Consider the following 16,070-nt stretch of genomic DNA (forward strand, 5'->3'; position numbering starts at 1 on the left):
ATAAGTTAGTTCTGATATGCTTGGTTAGTCATCTCTACGGCTACGGTTTCCTGGCAGAAACGTGCCATGGGATAGTATTCCAGTCCGTTGTACGGACCCTGGTCGCCCCACGAGTTCTTCATGATAAAGTAGCGCTCGCCATCCTCGTCGCGGGCCAGTCCTACGATGGCCATGGCGTGGTTCTCGTCTTCCCAGCACACTCCGTGGTGGTTACGCACGGCACGCTCGGTCTTAGCCAGCAGCGAGTCCATCGGTATGTTCAGATAGCGCTCGTGGGTCCAGTTGTCGGGCACCTCCAGCTCGGCCTCCTCGTTATAGGGCTGGTGGCTGTTGCTGGTCAGGGCAATGTACTCGCCAGGTTTGCACACGCTGCGGGCAAACTCCTGCGGGGTGTACTGTGCGCCCAGCATAAACACCCACTGGGGGGCGGGCGTTGTAATCTTGCGCATGGCGTCGTAGCCGCATATGCCGTATTTCTCAATCATGCTGATAAGGGTGGTGGGCTCGCCGCGCTTGGTGGCGGGGCAGGCCTTCTCCTGCTCAATCATCTTCTCGATATAGTAGGGTGACAGGTTTACCGAGTCGCCCCAGCTCAGGTGCTCGGTCTCAATGGCGGCCAGCATGGCGTAAATCCAGCAAGTCTGGCTTTCGCCCTGGTCCTTAATGGGGGTCATGCGGTTCAGTACTTCGTTGGTAAAGTGCTTGCCCCCTGGGGTATAGACACTTGGCTGGTGGGCACAACTTCCCATCAGCATCACCAAAGCAACTGCACATGCCATCACGGTTTTAAGTTTCATGCTGCAAAGATAATATATTTTGGAGCGAATTCTGCGAATTAACATGAAAAATATATGGCCGAACGAAAAAAAATCGATAAAATCCATAATACGTGCCGAAAAAGTAGTATCTTTGCAGCCCAATTCAATTAAGTATGCATATCGCAGTAGCAGGAAATATAGGTAGTGGCAAGTCTACGCTCACCAAGCTCCTGGCCAAACACTATGGCTGGGAACCGAGGTTCGAGGCCGTAGAGCATAACCCGTATCTCGAGGATTACTACCGTGATATTCACCGTTGGTCGTTTAATATGGAGGTGTTTTTCCTGAAGGAACGCTTCCGCGATCTGATTACGATTGCTCAGGCTGATCACACTATTATTCAGGACCGTACCATCTACGAGGGTGTGTATGTGTTTATGGAGAATAACCGCGATATGGGTAACCTGAGCGAGCGCGACTACGAGACTTACATGGAACTGTTTGAGCAGATGATGACGGTGGTGAAAGTACCCGACCTGATGATTTATCTGCGTGCTTCGGTGCCTCATCTGGTTAGCAATATCCAGAAGCGTGGCCGCGACTACGAACAGAGCATACAGCTGGAGTATCTGCAGAACCTGAACCGTCGTTACGACGATTTCATTAAGAACAAATACCCCGGCCGTGTGATTACTATCGAGAAAGACAATCTCGACTTCCTTAACATTCCTAAGGACCTCTCTGGCATCATCGACAAAATCGATGCAACTCTCTTTGGGCTGTTTTAATGTTTAATATTTAATCTTTAACGTAAAGATAGTATGCATATTGCAGTAGCAGGAAACATTGGTAGTGGCAAGACCACGCTTACTAAGTTGTTGGCACATCGTTACAACTGGATTCCCCGTTTCGAACCAGTTGATAATAACCCGTATCTGGCTGATTTCTATGCCGATATGCCTCGTTGGTCGTTTAATCTTCAGATCTATTTCCTGAACAAACGTTTCAAGGAGGTGGTTGAGATTTCGCAGAGCAAGGATACTCTGATTCAGGATCGTACCATTTTCGAGGATGCACGCATTTTTGCGCCCAACCTGCACGATCAGGGAATGATGAGCGATCGCGACTTCGCTAACTATACCGACCTGTTCGACCTGATGATGTCGCTCGTGAAACTGCCCGACCTGATGATTTATATCCGTTCGAGCATACCTACACTGGTTGAGCAGATTGCCAAGCGCGGACGTGAGTACGAGCAGACCATGCGCCTGGATTACCTGCAGGGATTGGAGAAACGTTACGAGGACTGGATTGCTACCTACAAAGGTCCGCTGATTATTGTGAATGGCGATACCTGTAAGTTTGGCGACCGCCCAGAGGATTTCCAGAAGGTTTGCGAACTTATCGATCAGAAGCTGTACGGTCTCTTCCCCATGGAGTAAAAAATTAAGGATATGATACAAGATTACGAAATAATGGCACCTGTGGGCTCGCGCGAGAGCCTTGCAGCTGCAATACAGGCTGGTGCCGACAGTATTTACTTCGGCATCGAGAAGTTGAACATGCGTGCCCATTCGGCAACTACTTTTACCATCGACGATCTGCGCGAGATTGCCCAGACCTGCGATGAACATGGCATTAAGAGCTACCTTACAGTCAATACCATCATCTATGGCGAGGATATCCCCTTGATGCACGAGATTATCGATGCCGCCAAGCAGGCTGGCATTTCGGCTGTAATTGCCAGCGATGTGGCTGTAATGACCTACTGCAGCAAGGTGGGTCAGGAGGTTCACCTCTCAACCCAACTTAACATCTCTAATATCGAGGCCCTGAAGTTCTACGCCCAGTTTGCCGACGTGGTAGTGCTGGCCCGCGAGCTGAACATGGACCAGGTGGCCGAGATTTTCCGTCAGGTTGAGGAGGAGCACATCTGCGGTCCCAGTGGCAAGCAGATACGTATCGAGATGTTCTGTCATGGTGCCCTGTGCATGGCCATCAGCGGTAAGTGCTACATGAGTTTGCATGCTGCTAACCGCAGTGCCAACCGCGGCGAGTGCATTCAGATTTGTCGCCGCTCGTACACCGCTACCGACAACGAGACTGGCTACCAGCTGGATATCGACAATAAATATATTATGAGTCCGAAGGATCTGAAGACCGTACGCTTTATCGACCGTATGATGAAGAGCGGCGTGCGTGTATTTAAGATCGAGGGTCGTGCCCGTGGTCCCGAATATGTTTACACCGTGGTTACTGCCTACAAGGAGGCCATTAAGGCTGTGCTGGATGGTACGTTTACCGAGGAGAAGAAGGACGAGTGGGATGCCCGTCTGGCTACTGTGTTTAACCGCGGTTTCTGGGATGGCTACTATCAGGGTCAGACCATGGGCGAGTGGAATAAACACTATGGCAGCAACGCCACCGAGCGCAAGGTTTACATTGGTAAGGGCGTGAAATATTTCTCGAACCTGGGTGTGGCTGAGTTTACGGTTGAGGCAAACACCTTTAAGGTAGGCGACAAGATGCTGATTACCGGTCCTACCACCGGTGTGATGTATGTAACGGCCGAAGAGATTCATGGCGATAACGGTCCGGTTGAGGTTGCCGAGAAGGGCACCCGCGTATCGATAGCCGTAACAGGCAAGGTACGTCAGAGCGATAAGCTGTTTAAACTCGAACAGGTTGAACCTGCTGAATAACAATAAATTAGGGGCGCATCACTGCGCCCCTAATTTGTCTAACTTACTAACCAATTACTAATCATTATACTAACAAAAACTATAAATGTATGAAAAAACTAACTCATTACCATTAATTATATGTACTATTGATCACTTTTTCTGGTGCAAAGGTATGCCGAAAGGTTGAACTATACAAATCTCTTCAACCAAATGGGCTTATTTTTCAGCCAATCGCCCGATTTATATTTTCTTAAGAAGCCCGAAAACCAAAAAGTTTACAGAAACGTTTGGATGTTTACGGAAAAAACACTATCTTTGCCACCGCAGAAACCTCTTAAAACTATATTGTTGATACTGTCATGGATACGAAACGTCGGATGCTTACGGTCATCCTAACCCTATGCTTTAGTATGGTACCGTTTAAAATGGCGGCACAGGACGAAACCATTGTGTTTACCCCCCAGTGGACGGCGCAGGCGCAGTTTGCCGGCTATTATGTGGCCGAGGCCAAGGGCTTTTACCGCGAGGCCGGTGTAAAGGTGCGTATTGAGCACCCCACGCCCACGCAGCCCGCCATGGCCCGATTGCAGCAGAACCGGTGCCAGGCCACCACGTTGCAATTGTGCCAGGCCTTGGAGATAGTGGATGGCGGCGTACCACTGGTAAACATTCTGCAAACATCCATGAACAACGCCATGGTGATTGTATCGGCCCGTAACGAGGACCCGCTCAAGCAAAAGGGCGCCCGCGTGGGTATCTGGAGTGTGGGCTTCGGTCAGCTGGCCATCTGCATGAGTATCATGGATCACCTGAACTACGAGTTTGTGCGTTTTGCCCAGAACGTGAATCTGTTTGTGGCGGGGGCTCTGGATGCTACGCTGGCAATGAGCTACAACGAGTACTACCAGCTGGTGCAAGCAGGTATTACCGTAACCGATAAGAACGTGTACCGATTTTGCGACCACGGCTACAACGTGCAGGAGGATGGTGTGTACATGGCGCGCAGCTACTACGAGAAGCACCGCGACAAGGCCATGCGCTTTGCCCAGGCCAGCAAGAAAGGGTGGGAGTATGCGGTTAAGCACCCAGACGAAGCGCTTGATATCGTGATGAAGTATGTGGACAGGGAGAAGATTGGTACCAACCGTGTGATGCAGCAGCTGATGCTGAAGGAGGTGTTGCGACTGCAGGTGGATCGCGAGTCGAAGAAGCGCGAGTTCCGTTTGCGCCCCGATATGGTAAAACGCGCCAGCCACCTGATGGTACAGAACCGCATGCTTGATCGCGAGGTAACATACCAGGAGTTAATAGCAAAATGATAGTTGACCGTTATGAATGAAGTAATTGCATATATACGTCGTAAGCTATCCATCAGGGTTAGTTTGTGGGTGGTAATGTTTGCCGCCGTTATCTTTGTGGCTGCCCTCGGGTTCCTGTTCTATCAGTCGCGCGAGGCAGTGCGCCAGGAGGCCATCCATCGTGCCACCACCATTCTTGATCGTACATCGCTGCAGGTAGAGGGTATCCTGAACCGTGTTGAGGTGGCCACTAACATGACCGTGTGGCTGGTGCAGCGCCATCCTAACGTGGCCGACTCGATGTTTGTGTATAGCGAGGGTACGCTGCGTAATAATCCCGATTTCTACTCGTGCTCAATCGCCTTCGAGCCTTACTATTTCAAGGAGTATGGCCGTTATTTCTCGGCCTACTCAAAATACGAGGGCGACAGTATTCGTACCCTGCAGGGCGGTAGCGATAACTACCAGTACTTTTTTATGGACTGGTACCTGATGCCCACGTTGCTGGGGCACCCCTGCTGGACCGATCCTTACATGGATCTTGATGCGCCCACCAATACTTACGAGATGGTTACCACCTACTGTCAGGCCATCAAAAACAAGCAGGGCGCGGTAATTGGCGTTATCAACACCAGTTTGTCTATCAACTGGTTGTCGCAAACCATCTCGGCAGTAAAACCCTATCCTAACTCTTACAGTATTATGATAGGTCGTGGCGGTACGTACTTTGTGCATCCCGACAGTACCAAGATTACCCGACAGACTATTTTTACGCAGACCATGCTGGAGCCCGACACGGCTCTGACAGCCCTGGGCCATGCCATGCAGCGTGGCGAAGAGGGTATGCGCCGCATGGTGATAGATGGCAAGGATAGCTACGTGTTCTACAAGCCGCTGGGCAAAACGGGCTGCTCTATGGCCATTGTGTGCCCCGAGAGCGACATTTTTGGCGGCTTTAACCGCCTGCGCCACACCGTGATGGGTATTGTGTTTGTTGGCTTGTTGGTTATGTTGTGCGTATTTATTAATGTAATTACGCGCGAGCTCAAGCCTTTGCACCGCCTGGCACGCGAGGCCGAGACCATCGCCTCGGGTAATTTTGATGCCGAACTGCCCGACTTTGAACGTACCGACGAGATTGGTCAGCTCAGTCACTCGTTCGGTTACATGCAGCAATCACTGGTAAGGTATATCGACGAGCTGAAGCTTACCACCGCCCAGAAAGCGTCTATCGAGAGTGAGCTTAACGTGGCCAGCAACATACAGATGAGCATGCTGCCCAGTGTGTTCCCCAACCGCGAGGGACTGGATATGCATGCCTCAATGACACCCGCTAAGGAGGTCGGTGGCGACCTTTACGGCTATCTGCTCAAGGGCGATAACCTGTACTTCTGCGTGGGCGATGTGAGTGGTAAGGGTGTGCCAGCCTCGCTGTTTATGGCGCAGGTAACCCGCCTGTTCCGTACGCTGGCCAACCAGCAGATGGCACCTGCCGATATCTGTACCCACATGAACGAGGCCCTGTCGGGCGACGAGAACCCCACCAACATGTTTGTAACCATGTTTGTGGGCATGGTTAATCTGCAGTCGGGTCACCTCAAGTTCTGTAATGCCGGTCATAATCCACCTGTGATAGGTGGTGGCGAGCACCATGGTGAGTTCCTGCAGATGCTGCCTAACTTCCCTATCGGTGTGCTGCCGGGTTTGGAGTTCCAGGGCGAGGAGATTGATACCATTAAGGGACGTGCGCTGTTCCTTTATACCGACGGACTGAACGAGGCCGAGAACCGCGAGCACGAGCAGTTTGGCGACGACCAGCTGCTATCTATCCTGCGCAACACCCATTTCGAGAGCGCCCAGCAGGTAGTTGAAACCCTTTATAACGAGGTTCAGCGCCACCGCGACGGCGCCGATCCGAACGACGATCTTACCATGATGTGCCTGCGCATGCAGTAAAGTTTAAGTGAATTTTGATTGATATGAGAAATCGACGAGGTTGAGTGTTAAATTATACTAATCGTCGATTTCTCCTTTTTTTCTTGTCTATTTCTCCCTGATTTTCAGTACCTTTGCAGCCCAAAAGGAAAAATTAAACGGGCTGGACATGATAGGATAACAACACAGAACAATGCCCTGAACTTACTAAGTACTGAAGATTTTTTTATGACAGATGACAAGAAGCTGAGTGTAGCCGATCTTGAAGAACGCTTGCTCTACGATGATGACGATGATGCCGCCTCCAGTATCGACATGTCGATGCGCAAGCACGGCTATTATTATGGCTACGGCTTTTATGGTCGCTACGGGCGTTATGCCTACTCGCACTACGGAAATAATAACGATAAAAGTATAAAGAGATGATTATTGCAGTTGATTTCGACGGTACCATCGTTGAGAACCGTTACCCTTACATTGGCAACGAGAAACCCTTTGCCATCGAGACCCTTAAGTTGCTTGCCCGCGACCACCATCAGTTAATACTATGGACCTGTCGCGAGGGCCGTTTGCTCCAGGAGGCCGTAGAGTGGTGTCGCCAGCGCGGTTTAGAGTTCTATGCTGTTAACAGTAACTACCCCGAGGAAACGCCCGCCGGCAATCCCGCCTACTCACGCAAGCTGAATGTAGATGTGTTTATCGACGATAGCGGTCTGTGCCCACTGCCCGATTGGGGCACCATCTACCAGATGATAGCCCATCGTCCCGCCGTGCTCCAGTCGCAAAGCCACTGCAGTCGTCGCTGCCGCTGGTCGGTAGGTGGAGGTTTGGTGCTGGTGCTGTTTATTATGAGTATGCTGTTCACCTCGTGTGGTAGCAGTCGCGATGTGGCCTATCTGCAAAACAGCGAGCAGGTAGATCTGAGTAGCTCGCAGCGCCTTTACGATGCCCGTATCATGCCCAAGGACCAGCTCACCATCACCGTTAACACCACCAATCCCGAGGTGTCGGTACCATGACCACCCTCTGGTTCAGCGCCACCGGCATTGCCATCTCCCTCACCACGCTGCTGTATAATATACTGAAGTAAACAACAGTATCCTATTAATAGTTGCGGTTGTTACTATTAATGGTAGCAATTGCTACTATTAATACTCGCAAATTTTCAGCCTGCTACGCGCTACAGTGCTACAGTTAGTTTTCGAGCCATTGCACACCTACAACTAACGTCTATATTATATATAATATATATTATATAAATATAGGTATTTGGTTTGGGTTTGGTGCCGACTTGATTTCTAACTGTAGCACTGTAGCGTGTAGCAATCCCTACCGTTTGGCCTCTCTTTGCAGTGAAGCCTAAAGGGAATCGGGGCAAGATTCTGTTTATCAATACATAACAAAAATGGGGGCAAAATATTAACCATATTTAATACGGGAGATGTTTGGTGGGATAGGGGAAATTTAGTAACTTTGCAGGCAAATTATATAAGCTATGACAATAAACGAAATACAAGACGAGATTATCGACGAGTTCAGTGGTTTCGACGACTGGATGGATAAGTATCAGCTACTCATCGACTTAGGTAATGAGCAGGAGCCGCTGGACGATAAGTATAAAACAGAACAGAACCTGATTGACGGCTGTCAGAGTCGTGTATGGTTGCAGGCCGACTTGGTGGATGGTAACATTCACTTCAGCGCTGAGAGCGATGCCTTGATTGTAAAGGGTATCGTGGCCCTGTTGATACGCGTGCTGAGCGACCACACGCCACAGGAGATTCTGGATGCCGACCTGTATTTTATTGAGCAGATAGGACTGAAAGAGCATCTGTCGCCTACCCGCAGCAACGGACTGCTGGCTATGGTTAAGCAGATAAAGATGTACGCACTGGCGTTTAACGAGACATTGAAGAATTAATCATAAATAATTAGAAACCTCATGATACAAACTGTAAAGAAGCGCGATGGGCGCATAGTGGGATTTAACGAACAGAAAGTGATGGCCGCCATACGTAAGGCCATGTTACATACTGACAAAGGCGAGGACGAGCGACTGCTGTACCAGATTACCGACCGTATTGCCCAGCGTGGCGAGAGTCAGATGACGGTAGAGGAGATTCAGGACTTGGTGGAGATGGAGCTGATGAAGTCGAGTCGTAAGGACGTGGCTCAGAAGTACATTGCCTACCGCAACCAGCGCTCGATTGCCCGTAAGGCCAAGACACGCGAGGTGTTCCTGGATATCGTGAACATTAAGAATAACGATGTGACGCGCGAAAACGCCAACATGAACGCCGATACACCTGCGGGCATGATGATGAAGTTTGCCAGCGAGACTACCAAGCCATTCGTAGACGACTATCTGCTGAGCGAGGAGAGTCGCAACGCCGTTGAGCATAACTATCTGCACATTCACGATAAGGATTACTATCCTACCAAAAGTCTTACTTGCGTGCAGCACCCATTGGACAACATCCTGCAGAACGGTTTTACTGCCGGACATGGTGCCTCGCGTGCTGCCAAGCGTATCGAGACGGCCAGCGTACTGGCTTGTATCTCGTTGGAGTGCGCTCAGAACGAGATGCACGGCGGACAGGCTATTCCTGCCTTCGACTTTTATCTGGCACCATTCGTGCGCCTGAGCTATATCGAGGAGCTGAAAGCACTCGAAGACCTGTATGGCGAGAGCTTGCAGGACTTGTACGACGAGCCTTTGATGGACTATCTCAAGGCCCCTCTGGATGGCCTGGAGGGTAGAGATCGTGCCCGTCAGCATGCCATCAACAAAACGGTGGCCCGTGTACATCAGGCCATGGAGGCATTTATCCACAATATGAACACAATCCACTCGCGTGGTGGTAACCAGGTGGTGTTCTCGAGTATCAACTACGGTACCGACACCAGTGCCGAGGGCCGTTGCGTGATGCGCGAGATACTGCTGAGCACCTACGAGGGTGTGGGTAACGGCGAAACAGCCATCTTCCCCATTCAGATCTGGAAAAAGAAGCGCGGTGTGAACTACCTGCCCGAGGATCGTAACTTCGATCTGTATCAGTTGGCATGTAAGGTTACAGCCCGCCGATTCTTCCCTAACTTCCTGAATCTGGATGCCAGCTTTAACCAGGACAGCGAGTGGCGTGCCGACGATCCTAAGCGCTTTGTGCACGAGGTGGCTACGATGGGATGCCGCACACGTGTGTTCGAGAACCGATTCGGACCTAAGACCAGTATCGGTCGTGGTAACCTGAGCTTCTCGACCATCAACATCGTAAAGCTGGCCCTGGAGTGCCGCGAGGAGCAGGACGAGCAGAAGCGTATCGACATGTTCTTTGCCAAGCTGGATCAGATGCTGGAGATTACTGCCAAGCAGTTGGACGACCGCTTCCAGTTCCAGAAGACAGCCTTTGCCAAGCAGTTCCCCCTGCTGATGCAGTGCCTGTGGATTGGTGCCGACAAGCTGAAGCCTATGGACAGCATTGAGAGCGTGATTAACCAGGGTACACTGGGTATCGGCTTTATCGGACTGGCTGAGTGCTTGGTAGCCCTGATTGGCAAGCATCACGGCGAGAGCGAAGAAGCACAGGCGCTGGGTGTGAAGATTGTTACTTACATGCGCGACCGTGCTAACGAGTTCTGCGAGCGCTACCACCACAACTACTCGGTACTGGCCACACCAGCCGAAGGCTTGAGCGGAAAGTTTACCAAGAAGGACCGTAAGGAGTTTGGTATCGTGCCCGGCGTAACCGATCGCGATTACTATACCAATTCTAACCACGTGCCCGTATATTATAAATGTAGCGCACGCCACAAGGCCGAGGTTGAGGCTCCTTACCACAACCTGACTCGTGGTGGACACATCTTCTACGTAGAGATTGACGGCGACGCTACCCACAACCCACAGGTAATTATGAGCGTGGTTGACATGATGGACCAGCTGGATATGGGTTACGGCAGTGTAAACCACAACCGCAACCGCTGCATGGACTGCGGCTACGAGAATGCCGACGACAAGCTGGAGAAGTGTCCTAAGTGCGGTAGTAACAACATTGATAAGTTGCAGCGTATTACCGGCTATCTGGTAGGTACTACCGATCGCTGGAACAGCGGCAAGCTGGCCGAGCTGAACGATCGTGTAACCCACATCGATCACAGCGCACAGGATCAGGACTTGTTTAAATGATAAGAGTATTAGATATCATAGAAGATACAATGGTGGACGGACCTGGGTTCAGGACGTCCATCTATTGTGCTGGATGCAATCATCAGTGCCCAGGCTGTCATAATCCGCAGTCGTGGGCATTTGATGGTGGCCGCGAGATGACCACACAGCAGCTGATGAAGATTATCGTGGCCGACCCCTTTGCCAACGTAACCTTCTCGGGTGGCGACCCGATGTATCAGGCTGCTGGCTTTGCCGAATTGGCACGCGCCATACACCAGCAAACCAATAAGGATATCTGGTGCTTTACAGGCTTTACGTTCGAGAGCCTGATACAGGAAGATCAGCGCGAACTGCTCGAGAATATCGACGTGCTGGTTGACGGACCTTTTATCGAGCGACTGAAAGATCCCGACCTGCTGTTCCGCGGCTCATCAAACCAACGCATAATAAACGTGCCCGCATCGCTTTACGAGGGGCACGTAGTATTGTGGAAGCCTGATGTTAGCGTTTAGACTTGGCTAACTTCAGTTCGTAATCGTTTATTTTCTTCATGTAGTGTTCGCGGAAATCGCGATAGTGATAGTAGGGTGCTATATCAGTTGGTATGGGTAGTGTAGCCTCGTTCTCGTTAAGTAGCACCTTGAAGATAATGTCAAGATCGTTCTCGTCCTTACGGTAGAACACAAACTGGATGTTGGCTGCCATGGGGAACACCTCGAAGTTAATCCAGCCGTCGATATCCAAACGGTCCAGATCGCGAATCGTGCGGCCGTAGCCGTTAAGATCCAGCAGACATGTTAGCGGCAAGATAATCGTCTCGTGTCCGAAACGCAGCGTGGCACCCGGGTGAGGGCGGATAATACAGCTGTCGGCATCCTCGATGATACGTTGCAGCAAGCGGCGCTGGGTAAACGGCTGTTTGCCGCCATTGTAGGGATTGCTGCCAAAGCTGAGGTACCAGAAAGCGTTGGCCTGCAACCAGTTGTTATACAGCTCGTCGGGGGTGTAGATGTCGAACAGACTGAACAGCTCGCGCATCTCGGTGCCCTGAACGCTCGAGGCAATCTTGAAAATGGCCTTGTTAAGCTCGTAGGCATCCACCTCGCTGTTAAAGTAAACCGAATCGTTAAACATCTTGCCCATGGCTGGCTTGTGGATTGCGTACTTGGCGCAGAAATCCCTGTAGGCCTGCTGGGTTTTCTTTGAGTAACGCTGCTTGTACAGCACCGAATCCTGCATGTTCATGTAGTACATATCGTGCTGCGAGGCATCGGTATTGAATATCAGCTTGGGATTGTTCTTGGCCAGCTGCAACAGCTCGTGCTGCATCGACAGGATGCAACGGATAACCACCGTACTCTTGGCCTCGATAACCGAGCGCCCCTCGAATACCTCAGGAAAGCGGTCGTACATGCGCTGGGCAATCTGCTGATGCTGTACGGCACCCAGGGGGGTCAGATCACCATATCGGCCACTCGCATCGTCGCGCAGGTAGCCAAGCAGTCGCAGAGCCTTCTGTCCCAACTCGGTAAGCTTGCCCAGACTGTCGGCTTTAAGCAGTACCAGATATGGGTAGTCGTACTCTTCGGCCTTGATGAGGTAACGCGACCCGTGGCGCGAATAGCTACTGATGTAAAACGGCTTCTCGCCCGATGGCGGAGGTGTTAGTTCGCGTGTTGGCCCCTGGTAAGCATAGTAGTTACTGCCAGCCTTCAGAAAATCGCGTTTCAACGTTTCGCGAACGTTTTGACCGCACACCGAGGCTACCGACAGTGCCCAGAGGGCAAATAATACCACTTTTCTCATAGTTTTTTCTCCTTTTCGGTGCAAATATACAAAAAAATCACTATTTTTGCAAAAAAATAGCGCATAATATGGCAAAAAACTCAAAATGGCAGGATGAATACTGGCTACTGCTCATGCAGTTGTACTTACAAAAACCCACTGGCATAAAACCCATGTACAGCAAGGCAATGGTTGATTTGAGCCTGGAGCTGCATATCGCACCCCAGCAGCTCTTCAATAAAATGTGCCAGATAGCCAACCTCGAAACACCGCGCATCGAACACATCTGGGAGGTGTACGGACAGAACCCGCGTAAGCTGAAGCGGGCCGTAAACCTTTTGCGCGAAATGTGGGGATTCAACAACGCCCTGGAGTTTTACGAAGGGGTGGAGACGATTGAGAGTTTCGAGAAGGAGTTTAAGCCTATAGCTGATGATACCACGCTAACACCAATGATGCTGGTGCTGATACTGGATGAGTACTTCCGCTTAACACCTATCACGATGGTGCCCGAGACCCCCGAGGTGCAGGCATTGGCCAAGATGATGAGGCTGAAGCCCCAGGAGGTGGTAGATGTGATGGAGGCTTTCCAGCACTGCGACCCATATCTGAATCGCAAGGACGAGATGAAGGGAAACTTGGTATTGGCCTGTCAGCAGGTGTGGCGCCGCTTTGGCAACAGCGAACCGCAGGAGTTGGCTTCGTATGCCGAACAGTTGAAGGACTATTTTGAACATTGAATATTGAAAATTGAGCATTAAGAATACACAGATACAGGAACAGCAGCAACTGCAGAAACTGGGACAGACATTCTCTCAACAGCAGTTGTTACAATCGTCGCTGATAGAATTGCCAGTGACGCAGCTGATTGACCGTATCAACACCGAAATGAACGATAACCCCGCTCTGGAAAGCGAACAGCCCTACGACGATGATGCGATGGCCACCGAAGAGACCGACTTTGGCGGTGGCAGCGATACCGATGGCGCCGAGGATTTTGAGGCTGCCAGCGAGCGCGAAGAACGTCAGAGTGCACTCGACGAGGCTCTGAGTGGTATCGGTCGCGACGATGAAGACCTGCCTGTATATCAGAGTGGCAGCTCGTATGCCGAGGAACGCGAGGAGATTGTGTACGGCGAAACCGAATCGTTCTACGACCAGCTGAAAGAGCAGGTGGGCGAACTCGACCTGACTGATAAGGAACGTGATATTCTGGAATATCTGATTGGCTCGCTCGACGACGACGGATTGCTGAGAAAAGACCTCTCGATCGTTAGCGACGAACTGGCCATCTATCATAACATCGATGCCACCGATAAGGAGATTGAGCACGTGCTGCTGATGCTGCAGGCTTTCGATCCCGCCGGTATCGGTGCCCGCTCGCTGCAGGAGTGCCTGCTGCTGCAGATTGAACGTCGCGACCCATCACGGTTGCGCGATCTGATGGAGCGTGTTATCAACCATTACTTTGAGGCATTTACCCGCAAACATTGGGACAAGATACAGGCCGACTTGCAGTTGAACGACGTGCAGGCCGAGGCCCTGTTCCGCGAACTGCGCAAGCTGAATCCACGTCCAGGTGCATCGCTTGGCGAAACCGTGGGTCGCAGCATGCAGCAGATAACCCCCGACTTTATTGTGGATACCCAGGATGATGGCACCATCACCTTTACGCTGAACAACGGCGAGGTGCCCGAACTCAAGGTGTCGCAATCGTTTGTTGATTCGATGCAGGAGTATCAGCAGAACAAGGACCACCTGAGTCGCCAGACCAAGGAGGCGCTGCTGTATATCAAGAAAAAGGTGGATGCCGCACAGGGCTTTATCGAGGCCATCAAAGTGCGCCGCCACACACTCACGGTTACCATGCGGGCCATCATCCAGTTGCAGCGTCAGTTCTTCCTGGATGGCGACGAGGCCTCGCTGCGACCTATGATTCTGAAAGATGTGGCCGAAAAGGCCGGACTTGATATATCTACCATCTCGCGTGTAAGCAATTCGAAATACGCCCAAACGCGTTGGGGCACCTTCCCCTTGCGCCATTTCTTTAGCGACGGCTACGTTACCGAGAGTGGCGAGGAGCTGAGCACCCGACAGATTAAAGCTGCCCTGCGCGACCTGGTGGATGCCGAAGACAAACGTAAGCCGCTGAGCGACGACCAGCTGAAAGATCAGCTTGCTGCCAAAGGCTTTCCTATCGCCCGCCGCACCGTGGCCAAGTATCGCGAACAGTTGGGTATTCCTATAGCAAGATTAAGAAAATGAGTAGGGAAAAGAATATCATATTAACGGCAAGGGTGATGAGTATGGTGTTTACACCGTTCTACCTGCCTATTGTGGGGTTGCTGTCGCTCTTCTTTCTGAGCTACCTCAGCTTAATGCCCTTGGGCTACAAGCTCCAGGTGTTAACGCTGGTGTATTTCTTCACCATCCTGTTGCCTACGGTGCTTATTCATCTGTATCGTAAGTACAACGGCTGGAACCTGATTGAGCTTGGACATAAGGAGCGTCGTATGGTGCCTTACGTTATCTCTATTCTCTGCTACTTCTTCTGCGTGTACATCATGGACATGCTGCACATACCGCACTTTATGGGCACCATCGTATCGGCTGCATTGGCCATCCAGATAGTGTGCGCCTTGGTAAACGTGTGGTGGAAGATTTCAACCCATACTTCGGCAATCGGTGGTGTGGCAGGCGCGCTGTTTGTGTTTGGCGAGCTGTTTGCCTTTAATCCCATCTGGTGGCTCTGTCTGGTGTTCATCCTGGCAGGCATGTTAGGCACCAGTCGAATGATATTGCGCCAGCACTCGCTTGCGCAGGTGGTAGCCGGGTTCCTGGTAGGCCTTGTGTGCTCCGTACTCGGTCTGCTGTATTTATAATGTTTTTTGAAATTTAATGTTTAATATATTATGAAGCCATTAGTAAGTATTATCATGGGCAGTACAAGCGATCTGCCCGTTATGGAAAAAGCGTTTAAGTTGCTCGACGAGATGCAGGTACCTTTCGAGGTTAATGCCCTGTCGGCTCACCGCACTCCCGATGCCGTCGAGGAGTTTGCACGTACCGCTAAGGATCGTGGCATTAAGGTGATTATTGCTGGTGCCGGTATGGCTGCTGCCCTGCCTGGTGTGATTGCTGCATCAACCACTCTGCCCGTTATCGGTGTGCCCATCAAGGGTATGCTCGACGGCTTGGATGCCATGCTTTCTATCATCCAGATGCCCCCAGGCATCCCTGTTGCTACAGTAGGTGTAAACGGTGCTCAGAACGCAGCTATCCTGGCTTGCGAGATGATGGCCTTGGCCGATCAGGAGTTGGCACAGCGCCTGGCTGTTTATAAAGGTAATCTGCGTATCAAGATCGAGAAAGCCAACGAGGAGCTGGCCGCGATTAAATACCAGTTCAAAACCAATTAATGTTTAATTTTTAATGTCTAATCTTT

Annotated in this window: 15 protein-coding genes and 1 pseudogene; 14 read left to right on the plus strand and 2 right to left on the minus strand. The window is 51.0% G+C overall.

What is annotated here, in order from left to right:
* Positions 1–5: 5 nt before the first annotated feature.
* The gene (locus BLR73_RS13760; protein WP_176763704.1) at positions 6–797 is read right to left on the minus strand and encodes a C1 family peptidase; all 792 of its coding nucleotides are present in this window, start codon (positions 795–797) and stop codon (positions 6–8) included.
* Between the two features lie 134 nt (positions 798–931).
* Here BLR73_RS13760 and BLR73_RS13765 point away from each other — a divergent pair, with 134 nt between their 5' ends.
* The 10 genes and pseudogenes from BLR73_RS13765 (at position 932) to nrdG (ending at position 11,352) form a co-directional block, all read left to right on the plus strand.
* On the plus strand, positions 932–1,546 hold the full coding sequence (locus tag BLR73_RS13765) for a deoxynucleoside kinase (protein ID WP_091862972.1): 615 nt from the start codon (positions 932–934) through the stop codon (positions 1,544–1,546).
* Between the two features lie 33 nt (positions 1,547–1,579).
* Entirely contained in the window at positions 1,580–2,200 is a 621-nt protein-coding gene (locus tag BLR73_RS13770; protein ID WP_013064125.1) for a deoxynucleoside kinase, read from the plus strand.
* A 12-nt stretch (positions 2,201–2,212) separates the two neighbouring features.
* Positions 2,213–3,460 (plus strand): peptidase U32 family protein, encoded by a 1,248-nt coding sequence (locus BLR73_RS13775; protein ID WP_369821154.1) that lies wholly within the window; start codon positions 2,213–2,215, stop codon positions 3,458–3,460.
* A gap of 392 nt (positions 3,461–3,852) precedes the next feature.
* Complete coding sequence (locus BLR73_RS13780; protein WP_233456473.1) at positions 3,853–4,761, plus strand: ABC transporter substrate-binding protein; 909 nt, start codon at positions 3,853–3,855, stop codon at positions 4,759–4,761.
* Between the two features lie 12 nt (positions 4,762–4,773).
* Positions 4,774–6,696 carry a SpoIIE family protein phosphatase gene (locus tag BLR73_RS13785; protein WP_013063482.1) on the plus strand — a complete coding sequence of 641 codons (1,923 nt, stop codon included), beginning with the start codon at positions 4,774–4,776 and terminating at the stop codon, positions 6,694–6,696.
* Between the two features lie 207 nt (positions 6,697–6,903).
* Entirely contained in the window at positions 6,904–7,101 is a 198-nt protein-coding gene (locus BLR73_RS13790; protein ID WP_041386406.1) for a hypothetical protein, read from the plus strand.
* Positions 7,098–7,430, plus strand: a pseudogene (locus tag BLR73_RS14655) (BT0820 family HAD-type phosphatase); the annotation flags it as partial. The gene BLR73_RS13790 and the pseudogene BLR73_RS14655, both read left to right, overlap by 4 nt.
* Before the next feature lie 740 nt (positions 7,431–8,170).
* Positions 8,171–8,596, plus strand: coding sequence for a SufE family protein (locus BLR73_RS13800; RefSeq protein WP_033150467.1), 426 nt, complete (start codon positions 8,171–8,173; stop codon positions 8,594–8,596).
* 21 nt (positions 8,597–8,617) lie between these two features.
* Positions 8,618–10,858 carry an anaerobic ribonucleoside triphosphate reductase gene (locus BLR73_RS13805; RefSeq protein ID WP_091862980.1) on the plus strand — a complete coding sequence of 747 codons (2,241 nt, stop codon included), beginning with the start codon at positions 8,618–8,620 and terminating at the stop codon, positions 10,856–10,858.
* Positions 10,855–11,352: an anaerobic ribonucleoside-triphosphate reductase activating protein gene (gene nrdG / locus BLR73_RS13810; protein ID WP_013063954.1), complete on the plus strand. Its 498-nt coding sequence runs from the start codon at positions 10,855–10,857 to the stop codon at positions 11,350–11,352. Before BLR73_RS13805 ends, nrdG begins: the two co-directional genes overlap by 4 nt.
* Here the strand turns inward: nrdG and BLR73_RS13815 are convergent.
* Complete coding sequence (locus BLR73_RS13815; protein WP_033150469.1) at positions 11,342–12,646, minus strand: histidine-type phosphatase; 1,305 nt, start codon at positions 12,644–12,646, stop codon at positions 11,342–11,344. The two genes, nrdG and BLR73_RS13815, sit on opposite strands and share 11 nt — an antisense overlap.
* Before the next feature lie 68 nt (positions 12,647–12,714).
* Here BLR73_RS13815 and BLR73_RS13820 point away from each other — a divergent pair, with 68 nt between their 5' ends.
* From BLR73_RS13820 to purE, 4 genes are read left to right on the plus strand one after another with little or no spacing between them, the layout of a single operon-like run.
* Complete coding sequence (locus BLR73_RS13820; RefSeq protein WP_033150470.1) at positions 12,715–13,365, plus strand: hypothetical protein; 651 nt, start codon at positions 12,715–12,717, stop codon at positions 13,363–13,365.
* Between the two features lie 16 nt (positions 13,366–13,381).
* Positions 13,382–14,890 carry an RNA polymerase factor sigma-54 gene (gene rpoN / locus BLR73_RS13825; protein ID WP_091863081.1) on the plus strand — a complete coding sequence of 503 codons (1,509 nt, stop codon included), beginning with the start codon at positions 13,382–13,384 and terminating at the stop codon, positions 14,888–14,890.
* Positions 14,887–15,507 (plus strand): phosphatase PAP2 family protein, encoded by a 621-nt coding sequence (locus BLR73_RS13830; RefSeq protein ID WP_033150472.1) that lies wholly within the window; start codon positions 14,887–14,889, stop codon positions 15,505–15,507. The genes rpoN and BLR73_RS13830 overlap by 4 nt, the downstream gene beginning before the upstream one ends.
* 30 nt (positions 15,508–15,537) lie before the next feature.
* Positions 15,538–16,044 (plus strand): 5-(carboxyamino)imidazole ribonucleotide mutase, encoded by a 507-nt coding sequence (gene purE, locus BLR73_RS13835; RefSeq protein WP_013065668.1) that lies wholly within the window; start codon positions 15,538–15,540, stop codon positions 16,042–16,044.
* The last annotated feature ends 26 nt before the right edge of the window (positions 16,045–16,070 follow it).

Source organism: Prevotella sp. khp1, from assembly GCF_900102205.1.
Lineage (GTDB): Bacteria > Bacteroidota > Bacteroidia > Bacteroidales > Bacteroidaceae > Prevotella > Prevotella ruminicola.